Genomic DNA, 17,814 nt, shown 5'->3' with positions numbered 1-17,814 from the left:
AAGTCAGATCATGATACTTATCAACAGATTAAAGTTTTGAATTTAAATATTTTTATAACTTAATTTCATGTTTTTTTTTAAACCAGTGACAAGTCTTCCACCATAGTGACAAGTCTTCCACCTTTCAGTGACAGCTCTTCCACCTTTCAGTGACAAGTCTTCCACCTTTCAGTGACAAGTCTTCCACCTTTCAGTGACAAACCTTCCACTTTTCGGTGACAAACCTTCCACCTTTAAAGACGTAAGATATTGTTTTAAAAAGGGAAAAATTGTCCTAATTATAATTACTTAATTATATTAATTAATACTAATTATAATTAGCTAGCTATATTTTATATAAAACTTTAATTTGTTTTCTTTGTTAGCCGATATTGATTCGTACTTTAATATCATTCAAATAAAGTGTAGCAAGTTGCTACAAGTTCCACTATATTAGGATCATTCGAATGGGGTCTGATATGACAAATAAATCGACTAAAATTATTGCTGTAGCAAACCATAAAGGTGGTTGCGGGAAGACCACCACGGTTGTTCATCTGGCTGCAGAGCTAGCAGACTTGGGGCATAAAGTATTGGTGATTGATTTAGATCCACAAGCCAATGCAAGTTTACATATCGGATTAAGACATCCGAGTGAGGTTGAAACCACTTCTGCTGAATTACTGGTAGGTGATTTGAACCTATTGTCTGATGCCTTACAAGAAGAAACCAATTTTAAAAATGTTTCTTTAATTTATGGTTCACTTACTTTAGGTAAAACAGAAGACCAACTTAAAGATGATGCCCCAAGACCCTCTGAAGAGCTCTCTAACAAGTTGGAATTATTAAACGGATTATATGATTTCATCCTGATTGACTGTCCTCCAAGCCTAAAACTTCTGACCAGTAATGCCTTGGCTGCATCTACCCATGTTATGGTGCCGATTGAATCCGGTTCACAATATGGCCTATATGGTGTCACTGACTTAATTAACCATTTAAGTAAAATAAGACGGGTCAATCCCGAATTGAAACTGTTAGGTGCTTTGCTGATTAAACATGATGAACGTCAAAACGTCTGTAAACTGATACGAGATGAAGCTTTAAGCCAGGTCGGCGAATTGTTAAAAACGACCATTCCAATGAGTACGAAAGTCAATCAAGCAGCAATTTTACAACAGCCATTGTTGCGCGTAGATAAAAATTCTAAAGTTCGTAAAGCGTTCCAAGATTTAGCGAAAGAAATCATCAATCGTGTTGAATAAAGGCACTCTGAGAATCCTATGGTAAGTACAAAAGAATTGTTGGCACAACGTCTTCAGCAAAATACTCAAAAGCATCAACAAGCTCAGCAAGAGCATGTCAACGATGTGAAAGAATTACGTCGTAATGTCCAAATTACAGACATTCAACCTAGTCCCAATCAGCCACGAAAAATATTCAATCAGCAAGATATTGAAGATTTAGCAGCCTCGATTGAGGAGATTGGATTATTGCAGCCGATTGCAGTTCGGCGAGTACAGGACAAATATGAGTTAATTGCAGGTGAACGACGCTTGAAAGCGCATCAAATTCTCAATAAAAACACCATTGAAGTGATTGTCATCGATGCATCAGATGAAGAAGTTGCACTGTTAACCTTGGCTGAGAATTTAAAACGGGAAGACTTAACAGATTATGAAATTTATGTCGGTCTGAGTTCTCTGGATGAGAAATTAAAAAAGAACAAGCAAAAGCTGGCAAAATCATTAGGCATGAATCGAGAGGATATGTATAAATATCTATCTTTCGAAAAATTACCGAAAGAACTGATTGCCGATTTAGAACAACAACCGACATTGTTGGCACGCACTGCCGCCACAGCTGTGAAAAAGTTTCTTTCAGATTATGAAGAGAATTACAGTAATGCTAAAAAAGCACTGCTAGAAGCTTGGGCGAAATTACTGAAAAAAGAAGTTGAGCAAACAAAACTGGCCTTATTGGCAGAAAAAATTTTAAAGTCGAAAGAAAACAAAGAGCCAATTAAAACGTCAATCGTGCATAAAATTGAATATGATGGAAAAGTCGCAGGGAATATCAAGTTTGATCACAACATTTTAAAAGTGTCATTAAAAATGAGTGAATTTGATGAGCAAAATTTACAAGAGCTGGAAAATTTGCTGAAAAAAATGCTGAAAAAATAAAATTAAAGCGCTGTAGCAACTTGCTACAGCGCTTTTTTCAATTTAGGTCGGAGAGGATTTCAAGTTACATTAAATAGAGTAATACAACCTAAGGTACCTGGGGGCTCAGTTGTTATATAAAATACTTTTATCTTTGAATCTGAATTTACGCAAGCTGATTCTGATTTCAACGATCCTCAGCGTTTCCTTTTTATTTGTGATTAGCCTGTTTATTCTGAATTATGTGGTTAAACAGCAACTAATTCAGAATTCACTCTCTATAAATGAAAAATACGCAGCCAAGATTGCGATGGGGGTGAATCGTGATGTCAGTAATATGTTGCAGGAGTTGCAGTATAGTGCTCAGCAATTAGGGCAAAACTTTTACAATACGCCACTGCGACAGGATGAAGTCAAACGGCTCAAAAACCAGTCGAATAACTTTAACAGTGTTTTTATGGTGGGCCAGCAAAATCAGATACTTGCTTATGCACCAGTATCATTAGACCTAAAATTCCACACGCCCTATAATACAGCGGGTATTGTTGGATCACTTAAAAGCAAAAAGGCGTATATTTCGGCACCCTATTGGTCAAGCAAAAAAAATCTGGTTGTGTTGATATCACAGCCTATTTACGATGTGAATCAAAATTATAAGGGCTTTATCAGCGGTACGATTTATCTGCAGAAGAATAATTTAATCAGTGAAATGCTGTTCAATCAATTTGATTTCAAAAAAAGTTATATGTATGTGATTGATCAGCAGAACCGTATTATCTTCCATCCAGATTCGAGTCGGATTGGCGAAAAAATTGTAAATAATACTGGTCTTGACTATATCAATGAAAACAAGAAAGGATCCGTCCGTCTAACGAATAGCTTGGGGATTGATAACCTGGCCGGTTTTGCACATGTTCCCAGTGTGAACTGGATTGTGGTTTCACAGCAACCTACGGATGAACTTCTTAAACAGGCCAATGAATTAATTTTAAAAGTTTCTATTGGCATATTTATCTTTTATCTGTTTATTTTCTTTATCGTCTGGCGGATGTCGCTATTTATTTCTTCGCCGCTGAATCGTTTGGCGAAAATGGCCAGTATGTTAAATCGAAATGATATTCAGGATAAAATCAGTCAGGTTGATCCCTGGTATTTTGAGGTATTCAAGTTTAGGGCCTCGCTACTTTTGAGCTCCAAAACATTTAATAACAAGATCTCAGAATTACGCCAACATATCAATATTGACCCCTTGACTGGCCTTTATAACCGTCGTGGCATGCAATATCTTCTGGATGAATTAATCAGTACGGGTACTCATTTTGCGGTACTCGCTATCGATATTGATTTCTTTAAAAAGATCAACGATAGCTATGGACATGACCGCGGAGATGAGGTTTTAAAGCGATTGGCTTTTTTAATGCAGAAAAATTTCAGAAGTCATGATCTCTGCTGTCGCACTGGTGGGGAAGAGTTTATCGTATTGATGATGACCTCCGATATTCGTGTTGCTTTCAATGCAGCAGCACGTCTCAGAACGAGTATGCAAGTGAGTCAAATTGAAGGAATCAAAGAAGTTACCATTTCCGTGGGTATCGCATTCTGGCCGAGAGATTCAGTAAGCGTCAAACAGGTTTTTAAAATGGCAGATAATAAGCTGTATGAAGCGAAAAATAATGGGCGGAACTGTGTTCGTATGACGCAAAAATTAGCCAAGTAAAATGTCGGCACAAACAGGCTTGATTTTTTAAATCTTTTTCTGCTCAAGCATGTTCAGCACAGTGACCTTGCGGAGTTACATGAGCTTTAATCGAGATCAGCTTCAGTCTGTGCCCGAGCATGCACTGGTAAAATTTGGCATATTGGTCTGTCTGGGGAGCTTTAATGGATAAATAAAGTGAATTAAGCACGACAATTCATGTCCTTTTCCACCTTTTTACTGCTGCATGTTTTAGAATTTTAGGTAAAATCATTTTATTAATGATTTACTTATTTGGAATTCTATAACAATGACCCAGGTGCAACTGCAACAGCTACAAAAACAACTCTGGAATATTGCCAATACTTTGCGCGGCACCATGGGGGCAGATGAATTCCGTGATTACATTCTGGGTTTTATTTTCTTTAAGTATTTGTCGGAAAAGTCGGTTAATTTTGCTAATGAATTGCTGGATGGCGAAGAAGTCAGCTTTCTTGAGCTGGATGAAAGCAATCCTGAGCATGTGCCTTATATCAAAGAAATCAAAAAGAATGCCATTGCTGAAGTCGGTTATGCGCTCACACCAAAACAACTATTCCATACCCTGGCTGAGCGTGGCCGTCAGGGCGAATTCATTCTGGATGATTTAACTGCGACCTTAAAATCGATTGAGCAAAGTACCTTAGGTACCGATTCTGCCGATGACTTTGCCAATCTGTTTGAAGATCTGGATCTGAATTCGACCAAGCTCGGCAACAATGCCAGCGACCGTAATGCACTGGTGGCGAAAGTCCTCAGTCATCTGGATGATATTGATTTTGATATTTCCAATACCGAAGCCGATGTACTGGGGGATGCCTACGAATACCTGATTGGTGAGTTTGCCTCAGGTGCGGGCAAGAAAGCTGGTGAGTTCTATACCCCGCAAACCGTATCGACTTTACTGGCCAAGATTGTCACCCAAGGCAAGGAGCGTTTACGTTCAGTCTATGACCCGACTTGCGGTTCAGGTTCTTTGTTGCTGCGGGTAAAACGTGAAGTCAAAGATGTGGATATGATTTATGGTCAGGAGATGAACCGTACCACTTACAACTTGGCGCGCATGAACATGATTCTGCATGATGTGCATTTTGCCAAGTTCGACATCAAGCAGGAAAACACTTTAACCCGTCCGCAACATTTAGATAAAAAGTTTGATGCGGTGGTGGCGAATCCGCCATTTTCTGCAAAATGGTCTGCCGATCCGTTATTTTTACAAGATGAACGTTTTGCTGCGTATGGCAAACTGGCGCCAAGTTCTAAAGCCGATATGGCTTTTGTACAGCACATGCTGTATCAACTGGATGACAACGGCACTATGGCGGTGGTGTTACCGCATGGCGTCTTGTTCCGTGGTTCGAGCGAGGGCGTGATTCGTCAGTATTTGATTGAACAGTTGAACGTGGTGGATGCGATTATTGGTCTACCCGCCAATATATTCTATGGCACGTCTATTCCGACCTGTATTTTGGTGTTGAAGAAAAACCGTGAGCAGAGCGGCAATATTCTGTTTATTGATGCCAGCAATGATTTTGAAAAGCAGAAGAATCAAAACAAGTTATTGCCTGAGCATTTGGATAAGATTGTTGCGGCATTTGAACAGCGTGAAAATATTGAAAAGTATGCGCATGTGGCGACCTTGCAGGAAGTGAAAGATAACGATTACAACCTGAATATTCCGCGTTATGTGGATACTTTTGAAGCGGAAGCCGAGATTGATTTAGATGCGATTGCCCAACAGCTTCAAGCTTTGGAACACGACAGCCAAAAAACCGATGCCATCATTGCAGATTTTTGCAAAGAGCTAGGCATTGTTTCACCTTTTGCGGAGGTGAAGTAATGGCTGCGCCTAAGTTAAGATTTAAAGAATTTGATGGGGATTGGTCTGCGCAAAAATATAAAGATGTACTTACTATTAAATATGGTAAAGATCATAAATTACTTGAGGATGGAGAAATACCTGTTTACGGCACAGGCGGTGTGATGCGTTATGTCAATCAATACCTATACGATGGTGAAAGTATTCTTATCGGTCGTAAAGGTACAATTGATCAACCAAAATATGTAAATGAAAAATTTTGGACAGTAGATACTCTTTTTTATTCAGAAATTAAGCAGAATATTTATCCTTTATTCATTTATCAACACGCTTTGCAAGTGAACTGGCTTGGATTAAATGAAGCAACTGGTGTGCCTAGTTTAAATACAACCTCGATTAATAATGTTGATATTTATCTCCCATCCAAAGAAGAACAAACCAAAATTGCTTCTTTTCTTTCCGCAGTGGATGAAAAGATTAGCCAACTCACCCAAAAACATGAGCTGCTGAGCCAACACAAACAAGGCATGATGCAAAAGCTGTTTAGTCAGCAAATTCGTTTTAAAGCAGATGATGGGAGTGAGTTTGGGGAGTGGGAGGAAAAAATAATTGGTGAAATTGCTAATATTAAAAGAGGTGCTTCACCTAGACCAATTACAGATGCCAAATGGTTTGATGAAGAATCAAAAGTAGGTTGGGTACGCATTTCAGATGTTTCGAAAAGTAAAAAAATACTCGTAGAAACAGAGCAATATTTATCAAATGAAGGAATTCAAAAAAGCAGATTTATTCCTAAAGGTAATATTATTATGAGTATCTGTGCAACGATTGGTAAACCAATTTATACAGGTTTTGATGTCTGCATTCATGATGGTTTCGTTGTATTCAGTGAACTAAAAGCTTGGCATGAATATACCTATTATTATTTAGAGTACATTGAAAAGAATTGGTATCAGTATGGACAGTCAGGGACTCAAGTTAATCTAAATTCTGACATTGTTTCTAATGAAATTTTTCCATTTCCTTGCCTTGAAGAACAAACCAAAATCGCCAATTTCTTATCTGCCATTGACCAAAAAATTGAAGTTGTGGCACAGCAAATTGAACAAGCGAAACAGTGGAAAAAAGGCTTGTTGCAGCAGATGTTTGTCTAGGGGGAAAGTTATGGCAAATTGGCTAGTAACCGTGAATTATGCTGAGTTTGATTTAGAAGCAGCTTATGATGCTTTGCCGCAGATTTATTGGAAGAATTCAGCCACTAGTGAAGGTAAAGGGTTACAAATCAATGATATTGTTCATGTATATGTGACCCAACCCATCTCAAAGGTGATGTATCAATTCAAAGTTCTGGGGCATGCGGAAAACTCAGAATACCCAGTAGCGCAGAAAGTATTTTGGTCGGATAAAAAGAAAATTGAAAGTTATCTAGGTGGATACTCTATTTTTGAAAAGTTAAACAAAGTGGATAAATCCACTTTGTCTTTTGAATATTTCAGACAGGAAAACTTAATTCCTGATGCTCCTATTCAAGGCCGTCGCACAGATCGAGATAAAGCTTCAAATGATCCAATCCGCATTTTTTTAACTCACATTTTTAATGAGTTTAAAACTGATAGTGTGAATACCGACTATCCCGATGAAGCAGGTTTAGAAAATGAAACCTTTCCTGAAGGAGCTAAGCAAACGGTTTTAGTGAATAAATATGAGCGTAATCCTGAAGCAAGGGCTAAATGTATAGAAATTCATGGAACACGCTGTTATGTCTGTGGCTTAAGCTTTGAACATATGTATGGCTCATTTGCTAAAGATTTCATCCACATACATCATCTTAAGCCTTTGCACACGATTGGCGAAGAGTATGAAGTAGATCCTAAAGAGGATCTTCGACCTGTATGCCCGAACTGTCATGCCATGCTCCATAAAACCGAAAATGGTATTCCAATGACAATTAAGAGATTAAAACTCTTATATAGCGTTTCTTTGAGTAATCCACTTAGACAAACATTTGCAGAATAAATAATTCGAGATTTTTAATGCAGCTTTATCAAACCCAAGCACAGTCATTAGTAGAACTTACAGAAGATCCTTTTCGTTTGGAAAGAGAAATTCAAACCCTGTTTGAAAACAATCTTTACAGTTTTACAGGTCTGGAATTCATCAAGTCTGAATTCACCATTAAAAATAACCGTATTGATACACTGGCTTTCGATCCCGAAAGTCAGGCCTTCGTAATTATCGAATACAAGCGTGAACGCAATTATAGCGTGATTGATCAAGGCGTTTCTTATCTGAATCTGATGCTCGACTATAAGGCAGATTTTATCGTGGAGTACAACGAGAGCCAGAGCAAACAGCTTAAACGTCACGATGTCGACTGGTCACAAAGCCGAATCATCTTTGTTTCACCGAGCTTTACCGACTATCAAAAGCAGTCCACCAACTTTAAAGATTTAGGTATTGAGCTGTGGGAAATCAAACGTTATCAGGGTGGAATTGTTTCTGTCAATCCATTGCAGAAAGCCAAATCAGCGCCTTCAATAAAGCAAGTGCAAAAGGTTGAGTCTGAAGACATTCAAAAGATTGCCAAAGAAATTCAGCAATATGATGAAGCCTATCACTTGGCGGATAAGTCCGATGACATCAAAGAGCTATATGAGCAATTCAGGGACTCAATTCTGGGCTTAACTACCGATTTAGATATCCATCCTAAGAAAATGTATATCGCCTTCCGTAAGGGTAAGCGCAACTATGTCTATATGAGTATTGGGACAAAGCAAATTCGTATATGGTTGAATATGCCTTTTAATCAACTGGATGACCCGAAACAGCTCGCGAAAGATGTGACCAATATTGGACATTGGGGCAATGGCGATTGTGAGGTGATCGTGTCAGATACAGAAAATTTAGAATATATCTTGAGTTTAATTAAACAGACATTGAAGTGAATAATTTAAGATTTTAGAGGGGAAGGAAATGACAGTACAAAGCGAATACCAACTTGAAAACGAACTGATTGGCCAGCTGCAGCAATTAAGTTATGCCTCAGTCACGCTCAAGGACGAACGCCAGCTACTGTCTAACCTGAAAACTCAAATTGAACGCGCTAATGGACTTGCACCACTGTCTGAAACTGAATGGAAACAGGTCATCAGCTTTTTGAATACCGGAACGGTATTTGAACGGGCCAAGAATTTGCGTGATCTGTTCCCGGTCAAATTTGATGACGGTTCAAGTAAGCACATCTTTTTCCTGTCAGATGACCCCAGCAAAAACATCTATCAGGTGACCAATCAAATCACCATTGATCACCGCGACTATAATGGCAGAACCAGCCGTTTTGATGTGACTCTGTTGGTCAATGGTCTGCCACTGGTTCAGATCGAGCTGAAAAAGCGTGGCATGGAAATTGCCGAAGCCTTTAACCAAACCCAACGTTATATCCGTGAAGCGTATTGGGCTGGACAAGGTCTGTTTGGTTTTATCCAGCTGTTTGTGATCAGTAATGGTGCCAATACCCGTTATTATTCTAACGGCACCACAGGCATCGAGTTTGCCTTTCCATGGGCCGATGTCAATAACAAACACATCAATGAAATTGTCGACTTTGCCGAAGCTTTTCTCAATCAGCAGCATCTGACCCAAATGCTGACCCAATACATGGTGCTGCTAGAAACCACGAAAAGCCTGATGGTGCTACGTCCCTATCAGATTTATGCAGTGCAGAAAATCGTGCAGCATGTGCAAAACTCCGATCAGAACGGCTATATCTGGCATACCACCGGTTCAGGCAAAACCCTGACCTCGTTTAAAGCCAGCCAGATCATCATGCAAATGCCGGATGTGGAAAAAGTCCTGTTTGTAGTGGATCGTAATGATCTGGACACGCAAACCTCACGCGAATTTAATGCCTTTAAAGCCGAAAGTGTCGACAGCACCGATAGCACGCATACTCTGGTCAAGCAGCTGGATCAACGCCATGACAAACTGATTGTCACCACCATTCAAAAGCTCAATCGCGCCATCAGCACGGATCGCTATCTGGAATACATCGATTATCTCAAAGACCAGAAAGTGGTGTTTATCTTTGATGAATGTCACCGCAGCCAGTTTGGTGAGACCCATCAGAATATCAAGAAGTTCTTCAGCAATGCGCAGATGTTTGGTTTTACCGGAACGCCGATTTTTGAGGAAAACAGTCAGTCTAAAGCCGGCCTCAAACTCACCACGGATTATCTGTTTAATCAGTGTCTGCACCAGTATGTGATTGTCGATGCGATCCGGGATCGTAACGTGTTGCAGTTCCAGATTGATTACCGGGGTAAATACACGGCCAAGGGCATGCAGCACAACCTCGACTATGACGATGATGTCGAAGGCATTGATACCCGGGAGCTCTACGACAATCCACAGCGCCTGGAAATGATTGCGCGCTATATTGTCGATACGCATCCGACCAAAACTCGCAATGGTGAATTTACCGCGATGTTCTGTGTCAGTTCGGTCGATACCCTGACCCAGTACTATGAAGTGTTTGAAAAGGTTCAGGCCGAGAAACAGCAACAGGATGAAGAGCAGGGCCGACTGTTCAAACCGCTGACGATTGCGACGATTTTCTCCTATGCCGCCAATGAAGCAGTCCCAGTAGATGAGCAAAACGGGCTGATCCATGAAGAAGCAGCCGATATTCCCAGCCAGATCAATCCGTCCAGTCGCGACAAGCTGGACCGTTATATCGCCAAGTACAACCAGCAGTTTAAGACCAACTACAATTCTGGCGACCAGTTCTATGCCTATTACCGCGACATTGCCGATCGGGTCAAAAAGAAACAGATTGATATCCTGCTTGTGGTGAATATGTTTCTGACCGGTTTTGATTCCAAGCCCTTAAATACCCTGTATGTCGACAAGAACCTGAAATACCATGGCCTGATTCAGGCCTTCTCGCGAACCAACCGCGTCTTTAACGACAAAAAACCTTTCGGCAACATCATCTGTTTCCGTAACCTGAAACGCGCCACTGATGAAGCACTGGCATTATTTTCCAATAAAGAAGCGCAAAAAGTGGTACTGGTGCCAAGTTATGAAGAAATTCAGCAGGACTATGAAGTGGCAGTACAGAAGCTACTAAATATTACCCCTGATTATCAAAGTGTCGACGAACTCATCACTGAAGATCAGCAGCTGGCGTTCATTAAAGCCTTTCGAGAAGTGATGCGTTACAACGCCCAGCTGCAAACCTTTATTGAATATGATCAGGACCAGACTGCACTGGATAAACAGCATTTTGCCAACTTTGCGTCCAAGTATGCCGATCTATGTCGTGATGTACGCAAGACCACTAAAAAAGAAAAAGTATCGGTACTGGACGATGTCGATTTTCAGCTGGACTTACTGCACAGTGACCGGATCAATGTTGGTTATATCATCAACCTGCTACAACTGGCTGTGAATAGTGATGATGAAGACAAACGTAAGAAGTATGAAGCTCAGGTCTATGACCTGATTGGCAATGAAATCACCCTGTATGACAAGCAGGCGCTGATCCAGAAGTTTATTGAAGAAAACCTGCCCAAGATGATCAATGGCCAGAGCGTACAAACGGCCTTTGCTCAGTTCTGGGATGCTGAAAAAGAACAGGCCTATCAGTACCTCTGTACAGAAGAAAACCTGAAACCAGAAGCAATGAAGCAAGTTCTGGAACATTACGAGTTCACCAAACGTTTACCACGTAAGGAAGAATTGAAAGACTTGCTGAACTTTAAAGTGAAGCTGTTTGAACGGGAAAATGTGTTGAGTAATCTGCTGGTCAAGACCCGAAAGCTGATTGAAAAGTTTTATGTGGGGTTTTAACAGCAGCCTGTGAAGTGATCCAATAATCTAGAGCTAGAAGAGACTATTCATTTTGAAACTGCTTCAAATGATTTTGGACTTCTCATATCAGGTTACATCTGAAAAACACATATATTTTATATTGCGAATATGCGTATATTCATATATAAAGCTATGATTCATTGATAAGAGTAAAGCTCATGGATCAAATGCCAAAAGTCCAAATTTATCATAATCCAGCCTGTGGTACCTCACGCAATACGCTGGCTTTAATTCGCAATGCGGGAATTGAGCCTGAAGTGATCGAATATCTAGTTACGCCTCCTTCTCGTGATGAGCTGATTCAACTGATTTCTGATGCAGGTTTATCGGTAAGAGATGCGCTCCGTAAAAATGTCGATCCCTATACCGAGCTGAATCTAGATGATGCCGGCTGGAGCGATGAGAAACTGCTTGATGCCATGCTGCAACATCCGATCCTGATCAACCGCCCGTTGGTGGTTACCGAGCTTGGAACCCGATTATGCCGCCCATCGGAAGTGGTACTGGATATTCTGCCTTCGCCACAATTAAAAGCCTTTGCCAAAGAAGACGGTGAAATCATCGTGGATCAACAGGGCAATCGGGTAAAATAAAGTGTCCCCCCTACGAAAAAGCTTCAACTTGATTGGAGCTTTTTTATCTGAAAAACACATGGACGATGATCCATATCATTTACATACTGAATGAAATAGGTTCTTGAAGGATAAAGGAATTGGATCATCAGCAGGCAGTTTCCCCGTATCAGGTTTTGACAGAGAGTACCATTTTTCAAATCTTACACAGGCTACCGACTGGAAACTGTTGCGCAGGTCAATGGTTCAAAAATCTGCCGATGAGTGCATCGACCTGATCTCATCCCCCTAAAACCAGGAGCTTTAAATGGAAAGCATAATCGCGATTTTTGCCTGGCTGAATGATGTGCTGCTTAAAATGACCTGGCTCTCGGAAGGCGTGCGCTGGCTGGTCGAAAATGTCTTCGGTTTATCGGTGGTGACCCGGCTCGGTGGCAGTATTCACTTCTTTATTTATGATGTTTTTAAGATCTTTATTCTGCTCTCAGTCCTGATCTATAGCCTGTCGTATATCCAGAGTAATTTTCCGCCTGAACGCACCCGGCAGATTCTGGGACGCATGACCGGGATCAAAGCCAATATCATGGGGGCCTTGCTCGGCACCATTACCCCATTTTGTTCCTGTTCTTCCATTCCGCTGTTTATCGGTTTTACCCGTGCCGGACTGCCTGTGGGGGTGACCTTTTCCTTTCTGATTTCATCTCCCTTAGTCGATCTGGCTTCGATTATTTTATTGGCCAGTATTTTTAACTGGAAAAAGGCCCTGTTGGCTGCAACTGAAGAAGCAGTGAAAAGCACCGGTGTCAAAGCGGACATTGAGTATGTCACGGATATGATGCAGATTGCCGAAACCGGACTGTTAAGCACACCGGGTCTGATGATTGACAGTAAAATCGTATCGAGTGGTAAAATTCTGGAAGCTCAGGCTATCGCGGAACTGATCGAGAAAAATAAATAACTTCAAAATTAAAGTTGTAGCGAAGAAAACCAGTGGTTCAAGTCGCTGGTTTTTCTATATTGGAAGAAGAGGGAAACTGTTAAATCCAGCGCTTTCTGGCTGTGATATCCTGATCCAGATATAATTTTTCACTTGTACTATTTACTATATATATGGATATGTATATATTTGCATAATAGAAGGGGAGCAGCTATGGACCACGTTCAGTTTTTTAAATGTTTATCTGATGAAACACGTCTCAGTATTGTCCTGCTGATTGCGGAAAATAAAGAGCAATGCGTCTGTGATCTGACCGATAAACTGCAGTTAAGCCAACCAAAAATTTCACGGCATTTGGCCTTGTTGCGGTCTTGCGGTCTGCTCAACGATCGTCGGCAAAGCCAGTGGGTGTACTACAGCCTCAATCCGCAATTACCGGCCTGGTGCTTTGAAATTCTGGACGTACTGAAACGTAGTGACGTTCCGGTTTTATTTGATTCTTCCGCTCTATCGATTCAGAGCCATTGCGAGTAAGTTTTCATGAAATTTTTGTTTTTATGCACGGGGAACAGTTGCCGCAGCATTCTATCTGAAGTGTTGTTCAATAGCCGTGCGCCAGAAGGCTGGGTCGCTTACAGTGCTGGCAGCAAACCTTCCGGTCAGGTGCATCCCTTGACGCTTGAAACCCTGCACAATCTGGGCTTGTCGACTAAAGGCTTATCCAGCAAGACGATTGATGCCTGTGAACAGTATCAGCCAGACGTGGTGATTACCGTCTGTGATGCGGCTGCACAGGAAGCGTGTCCTCTTTATCTTGGCGGAGCGATCAAGGCGCACTGGGGCCTGTCTGATCCGTCACATTTAGAGGTGGATAAAGAAGAAAAAATGCAAGCCTTTATGAACACTGTTGAACATATCAATCGTCGCCTGGATACTTTGTTTAAACTGAACGTAGATGAACTTTCTCGCTCACAATTGATTGCAGCGATTAATCAAATTTCGAATGTTGAGTAAGTCACATGTCTGAAAAACGCATGTCCTTTTTAGATCGCAACCTGACGCTGTGGATTTTTATTGCCATGGCGTTAGGCATCGCAATAGGAAACTTTTTTCCTCAAGCATCGGTTGCTCTGGATCAATTCAGTATTAATTCAGTCAATATTCCAATCGCGATTGGTCTGATTCTGATGATGTATCCACCCCTGGCAAAAGTGGATTATGCGACCTTGCCACAAGTGTTTAAGGATAAAAAAACCCTGACGCTATCTTTAATTCAAAACTGGTTGATTGCTCCGGTACTGATGTTTGCGTTGGCTGTGATTTTTTTGCATAGCTATCCAGAGTATATGACAGGCGTGATCCTGATTGGTTTAGCTCGATGTATCGCCATGGTACTGGTGTGGAATGGTCTGGCCTGTGGTGATAACCAATATGTTGCAGCATTGGTGGCGTTTAACAGTATTTTCCAGATTTTATTCTTCAGTACCTACGCCTGGTTATTCCTGACCTTCCTTCCGCCATATTTTGGTATTGAAGCTCAAGTGATCAATGTTAGCTTCTGGACCATTACCCATGCTGTTCTGATTTATCTTGGAATTCCGTTCTTATTGGGTTTCTTAACGCGCTTAATTTTGGTGAAACAAAAAGGCGTGGAATGGTATCAAACCAGGTTCATTCCAAAAATCAGCCCGCTGAGTTTAATGGCTTTGCTGTTTACGATTTTGGCCATGTTTAGCTTAAAAGGGGGTGATGTTGTGAGTCTTCCACTGGAAGTTTTACGCATCGCGATTCCTTTAATCATTTACTTTGTGGCCATGTTCTTTATTAGCTTCTTTATGAGTAAATGGATGGGCAATGATTATCCAAAAACTGCTGCAATCTCATTTACTGCGGCTGGAAATAATTTTGAATTATCACTTGCAGTCGCCATTGCAACTTTTGGTATTGCTTCGCCGGTTGCTTTTACCACGATTATTGGGCCATTGGTTGAAGTACCTGTGTTAATTGCTTTAGTGAGTGTTTCACTGTGGCTAAGAAAGAAATATTTTAAAGAGGCTTGATATGATGAACCTGCCTAACGTAGATCCAAATCTTATTGAACAACCCACCTTTGAAAAAGTCCAAGCCAAAGAACTAGCTCATCCTCCTCGGATTTTACTGCTCTATGGGTCTAATCGGGAACGTTCTTACAGTCGCCTTGCAGTTCTTGAAGCTGGTCGAATCCTTGAATATTTTGGGGCAGAAGTAAAAATCTTTCATCCTAAAGGGCTTCCTTTACCTGAAGATGCGGATACTGAGCATCCAAAAGTAAAAGAGTTGCATGAACTTTTAGCATGGTCAGAAGGCATGGTGTGGTGTTCACCGGAACGACATGGTTCTATGAGTTCCATCTTTAAATCCCAGATTGACTGGATTCCACTGGCAGGGGGCGCAATTCGTGCCACTCAAGGAAAAACCCTTGCCTTGATGCAAGTCAGTGGGGGATCACAGTCCTTTAACAGTCTGAACCAGATGCGTGTTTTGGGGCGTTGGATGCGGATGATCACGATTCCAAATCAGTCTTCAATTCCAAAAGCATTCCTGGAATTTGAAGAAGATGGACGAATGAAGCCATCAGCATTCTATGACCGGATTGTGGATGTGATGGAAGAACTGTATAAATTTACCTTGCTGACTCGTGGTCAAAGCAAATACCTGACAGATCGTTATTCAGAACGCAAGGAATCGGCTGAAGAGCTTTCCAAACGGGTAAATCAGCGCAGTTTGTAAGACTGAATTTGCTTGATCAGGCTGTCCGGTCAATCAGAGAAATCAGCAGAAACCCGCTGAAAAAGCGGGATGCTGCATCAAGAACGACAGAAAAATGCAAGGGGAAAAGGCTTTGGACATAAAACAGATCGAAACAGATGTGATCATCATCGGTGCTGGACAGGCCGGTTTGTCCACGGCTTATTTCTTAAAGCGCAAGAATATTCCGTTTATCATCCTGGATGATCAGCCTCAGCCTGGAGGTGCCTGGCAGCATGCCTGGGAGTCCTTGCGTCTTTTCTCCCCGAATAGCTGGAGTTCGCTGTCGGGCTGGATGATGCCGGCGACCGAACAGACCTATCCGACCCGCAATGAGGTGATCGATTATTTGACCGCCTATGAGCAGCGCTATCACTTTCCTGTAGTTCGTCCGGTGCATGTGGAGCGCGTGGAAAACAAAGGGACATATTTAGAGGTCTATGCCGGGGAACAATCCTGGAAAGCCAAAGCGGTGGTAAGCGCTACAGGGACATGGAGCCAACCATTTATTCCCGAGTATGCAGGTCGTGAGCATTTTCAGGGTATACAACTTCATTCAGCAGATTATAAAAATGCTGAGTTATTTAAAAACAAGAAAGTCATGATCGTGGGTAGTGGCAACTCCGGTGCGCAAATCCTGGCCGAGGTTTCCCAGGTAGCTGAAACGCTTTGGATCACCCAGACACCGCCGCAATTTCTGGCAGATGATGTTGATGGCCGTGTCCTGTTCTTAAGGGCGACCGAGCGTTTGAAAGCCCAGCAGCAAGGTAGAAAGATCGAGCAGCCCATTGGTGGTCTGGGCGATATTGTCATGATTGATTCAGTCAAAGAGGCACGTGAGCGAGGCGTTTTACAGAGCAAGCGTCCATTTTCGGCTTTTACCGAACATGGCGTGATGTGGGAAGATGGCAGCACCGCGCAAGTGGATGCAGTGATCTGGTGTACCGGATTTAAGGCGGCGCTGAATCATCTTAGCAGCCTCGGGATTATCCAGCAGGACCAGACCATCGCAGTGAAGGATGGCCGCTCGGTTCAGCTGCCGAATTTATGGCTGGTCGGTTATGGGGAATGGACCGGTGCTGCTTCGGCGACGCTGGTCGGAGTTTCCCGGACATCCAGGGCAGTGGCCGATGAAATCGCTGCGTTTTTAGATTGAAATGACTTGATCCTGCTTCAAACGAAAAAATTGAGTGAATAGCATCTGCCTGCAACAAGTATCATATCCTATGGTCTGATGCTCGCGATGATCTGGCTACCTTTTAATCAGGTAACTTATGCCCACAATGCGGGCAGAAGAAACTTGTTTTTTTCCTGCTCGAGTTGTTCTTTCTTGCGCTCATGAATAAGCTCTAACAGGATATCCTGCATTTGCTCTGTGCTCAGCCCGACTTCTTTACGTAAAGTTTCAATTTTTTCTTGATCTTCAATCAAGTCAATTTCTGCGTCATCAAGCAGTTCACGAAATCTTAATTCCAGCTTGTGTTTGCGTTGTCTCAGCTCATTGGCCAGAATACCCGCAGGAAGTGCTGCCAGACCTACCCCTAAAATGGTAATTAAAGCCCCCAGAAAGCGGCCTAAGGGGGTGATTGGTGTCACATCGCCATAGCCGACTGTGGTCAGCGTCACCACCGCCCACCACATGGACGCAGGGATGGAGCTAAAGACTTCCGGTTGTGCCTTGTTTTCAACCACATATACCCCAGCCGCCGCAATGATGATCATGATCAGCAGGATAAAAATAACTGCCTGAAATGAGCCTTTTTCGCGCTTGATCACCCACAATAAAATCTGCAGGGAGACAAAATAACGGGTTAATTTGAGTAATCTGAATAATCGAAGGATTCGCAGGTAGCGTAAATCCAGATGTACAAAGAAATTAATATTTCCCAACCTTGGCAAGGTCACCGAGATTCATTACATCAAGTGATAATAATTATAAGCATATGATTTAA

The 17,814-nt window shown here is 41.8% G+C and carries 15 protein-coding genes and 2 pseudogenes; 16 read left to right on the top strand and 1 reads right to left on the bottom strand.

Going from position 1 to position 17,814, the window contains the following annotated elements; genetic code table 11:
* The first annotated feature begins 458 nt into the window (after positions 1-458).
* The 16 genes and pseudogenes from GVV58_RS12290 to GVV58_RS12220 all read left to right on the top strand — a co-directional run bounded on the left by GVV58_RS12290 (position 459) and on the right by GVV58_RS12220 (position 17,018).
* Complete coding sequence (locus GVV58_RS12290; protein ID WP_035337428.1) at positions 459-1,244, top strand: ParA family protein; 786 nt, start codon at positions 459-461, stop codon at positions 1,242-1,244.
* 18 nt (positions 1,245-1,262) lie between these two features.
* Positions 1,263-2,162 carry a ParB/RepB/Spo0J family partition protein gene (locus GVV58_RS12285; protein WP_005093722.1) on the top strand — a complete coding sequence of 300 codons (900 nt, stop codon included), beginning with the start codon at positions 1,263-1,265 and terminating at the stop codon, positions 2,160-2,162.
* Between the two features lie 109 nt (positions 2,163-2,271).
* Complete coding sequence (locus GVV58_RS12280) at positions 2,272-3,858, top strand: sensor domain-containing diguanylate cyclase (RefSeq protein ID WP_159516673.1); 1,587 nt, start codon at positions 2,272-2,274, stop codon at positions 3,856-3,858.
* A gap of 289 nt (positions 3,859-4,147) precedes the next feature.
* Complete coding sequence (locus tag GVV58_RS12275; RefSeq protein WP_159516672.1) at positions 4,148-5,716, top strand: type I restriction-modification system subunit M; 1,569 nt, start codon at positions 4,148-4,150, stop codon at positions 5,714-5,716.
* Positions 5,716-6,849, top strand: a complete 1,134-nt coding sequence (locus tag GVV58_RS12270) for a restriction endonuclease subunit S (protein ID WP_159516671.1) — start codon at positions 5,716-5,718, stop codon at positions 6,847-6,849. The genes GVV58_RS12275 and GVV58_RS12270 overlap by 1 nt, the downstream gene beginning before the upstream one ends.
* A 10-nt stretch (positions 6,850-6,859) precedes the next feature.
* Positions 6,860-7,711: an HNH endonuclease gene (locus tag GVV58_RS12265; RefSeq protein ID WP_159516670.1), complete on the top strand. Its 852-nt coding sequence runs from the start codon at positions 6,860-6,862 to the stop codon at positions 7,709-7,711.
* A 17-nt stretch (positions 7,712-7,728) separates the two neighbouring features.
* Positions 7,729-8,640 (top strand): DUF5655 domain-containing protein, encoded by a 912-nt coding sequence (locus GVV58_RS12260; RefSeq protein ID WP_159516669.1) that lies wholly within the window; start codon positions 7,729-7,731, stop codon positions 8,638-8,640.
* 28 nt (positions 8,641-8,668) lie between these two features.
* Entirely contained in the window at positions 8,669-11,545 is a 2,877-nt protein-coding gene (locus GVV58_RS12255; RefSeq protein ID WP_159516668.1) for a type I restriction endonuclease subunit R, read from the top strand.
* Positions 11,546-11,724: 179 nt separating this feature from the next.
* Positions 11,725-12,159 carry an arsenate reductase (glutaredoxin) gene (gene arsC, locus GVV58_RS12250; protein ID WP_005093706.1) on the top strand — a complete coding sequence of 145 codons (435 nt, stop codon included), beginning with the start codon at positions 11,725-11,727 and terminating at the stop codon, positions 12,157-12,159.
* A 286-nt stretch (positions 12,160-12,445) separates the two neighbouring features.
* Positions 12,446-12,907: pseudogene (locus GVV58_RS12245) on the top strand (permease); the annotation flags it as partial.
* On the top strand, positions 12,905-13,096 hold the full coding sequence (locus tag GVV58_RS15770; protein WP_354666952.1) for a thioredoxin family protein: 192 nt from the start codon (positions 12,905-12,907) through the stop codon (positions 13,094-13,096). The pseudogene GVV58_RS12245 and the gene GVV58_RS15770, both read left to right, overlap by 3 nt.
* A gap of 192 nt (positions 13,097-13,288) precedes the next feature.
* Positions 13,289-13,609 (top strand): metalloregulator ArsR/SmtB family transcription factor, encoded by a 321-nt coding sequence (locus GVV58_RS12240; protein WP_005093699.1) that lies wholly within the window; start codon positions 13,289-13,291, stop codon positions 13,607-13,609.
* 6 nt (positions 13,610-13,615) lie between these two features.
* Positions 13,616-14,089, top strand: a complete 474-nt coding sequence (locus GVV58_RS12235) for an arsenate reductase ArsC (protein WP_074382687.1) — start codon at positions 13,616-13,618, stop codon at positions 14,087-14,089.
* Positions 14,090-14,094: 5 nt separating this feature from the next.
* Positions 14,095-15,135, top strand: a complete 1,041-nt coding sequence (gene arsB / locus GVV58_RS12230) for an ACR3 family arsenite efflux transporter (protein WP_005093695.1) — start codon at positions 14,095-14,097, stop codon at positions 15,133-15,135.
* A 4-nt stretch (positions 15,136-15,139) separates the two neighbouring features.
* Positions 15,140-15,844: an arsenical resistance protein ArsH gene (gene arsH, locus GVV58_RS12225; protein WP_035337425.1), complete on the top strand. Its 705-nt coding sequence runs from the start codon at positions 15,140-15,142 to the stop codon at positions 15,842-15,844.
* Between the two features lie 94 nt (positions 15,845-15,938).
* A complete protein-coding gene (locus GVV58_RS12220; protein ID WP_005093691.1) occupies positions 15,939-17,018 on the top strand; it encodes an ArsO family NAD(P)H-dependent flavin-containing monooxygenase in 1,080 nt (359 codons plus the stop codon).
* 103 nt (positions 17,019-17,121) lie between these two features.
* Here the strand turns inward: GVV58_RS12220 and GVV58_RS12215 are convergent.
* Positions 17,122-17,743: pseudogene (locus GVV58_RS12215) on the bottom strand (potassium channel family protein); the annotation flags it as partial.
* Positions 17,744-17,814 lie beyond the last annotated feature (71 nt).

The organism is Acinetobacter sp. 18QD2AZ41W (assembly GCF_009829025.1).
Classification (GTDB): Bacteria; Pseudomonadota; Gammaproteobacteria; order Pseudomonadales; family Moraxellaceae; genus Acinetobacter; species Acinetobacter pseudolwoffii.
Note: the sequence above shows the minus strand (reverse complement) of the source record. Positions and strands in the feature narration are given on the sequence as shown.

Excerpts from the sequence above, each read along its gene's own strand:
- GVV58_RS12265 (WP_159516670.1), top strand. The coding sequence starts at position 6,860 with ATGGCAAATTGGCTAGTAACCGTGAATTATGCTGAGTTTGATTTAGAA.
- GVV58_RS12240 (WP_005093699.1), top strand. The coding sequence starts at position 13,289 with ATGGACCACGTTCAGTTTTTTAAATGTTTATCTGATGAAACACGTCTC.
- arsC (WP_005093706.1), top strand. The coding sequence starts at position 11,725 with ATGGATCAAATGCCAAAAGTCCAAATTTATCATAATCCAGCCTGTGGT.
- GVV58_RS12260 (WP_159516669.1), top strand. The coding sequence starts at position 7,729 with ATGCAGCTTTATCAAACCCAAGCACAGTCATTAGTAGAACTTACAGAA.
- GVV58_RS12285 (WP_005093722.1), top strand. The coding sequence starts at position 1,263 with ATGGTAAGTACAAAAGAATTGTTGGCACAACGTCTTCAGCAAAATACT.
- GVV58_RS12275 (WP_159516672.1), top strand. The coding sequence starts at position 4,148 with ATGACCCAGGTGCAACTGCAACAGCTACAAAAACAACTCTGGAATATT.
- GVV58_RS12270 (WP_159516671.1), top strand. The coding sequence starts at position 5,716 with ATGGCTGCGCCTAAGTTAAGATTTAAAGAATTTGATGGGGATTGGTCT.
- GVV58_RS12290 (WP_035337428.1), top strand. The coding sequence starts at position 459 with ATGACAAATAAATCGACTAAAATTATTGCTGTAGCAAACCATAAAGGT.
- GVV58_RS12255 (WP_159516668.1), top strand. The coding sequence starts at position 8,669 with ATGACAGTACAAAGCGAATACCAACTTGAAAACGAACTGATTGGCCAG.
- arsB (WP_005093695.1), top strand. The coding sequence starts at position 14,095 with ATGTCTGAAAAACGCATGTCCTTTTTAGATCGCAACCTGACGCTGTGG.
- GVV58_RS12220 (WP_005093691.1), top strand. The coding sequence starts at position 15,939 with ATGCAAGGGGAAAAGGCTTTGGACATAAAACAGATCGAAACAGATGTG.
- arsH (WP_035337425.1), top strand. The coding sequence starts at position 15,140 with ATGAACCTGCCTAACGTAGATCCAAATCTTATTGAACAACCCACCTTT.
- GVV58_RS12235 (WP_074382687.1), top strand. The coding sequence starts at position 13,616 with ATGAAATTTTTGTTTTTATGCACGGGGAACAGTTGCCGCAGCATTCTA.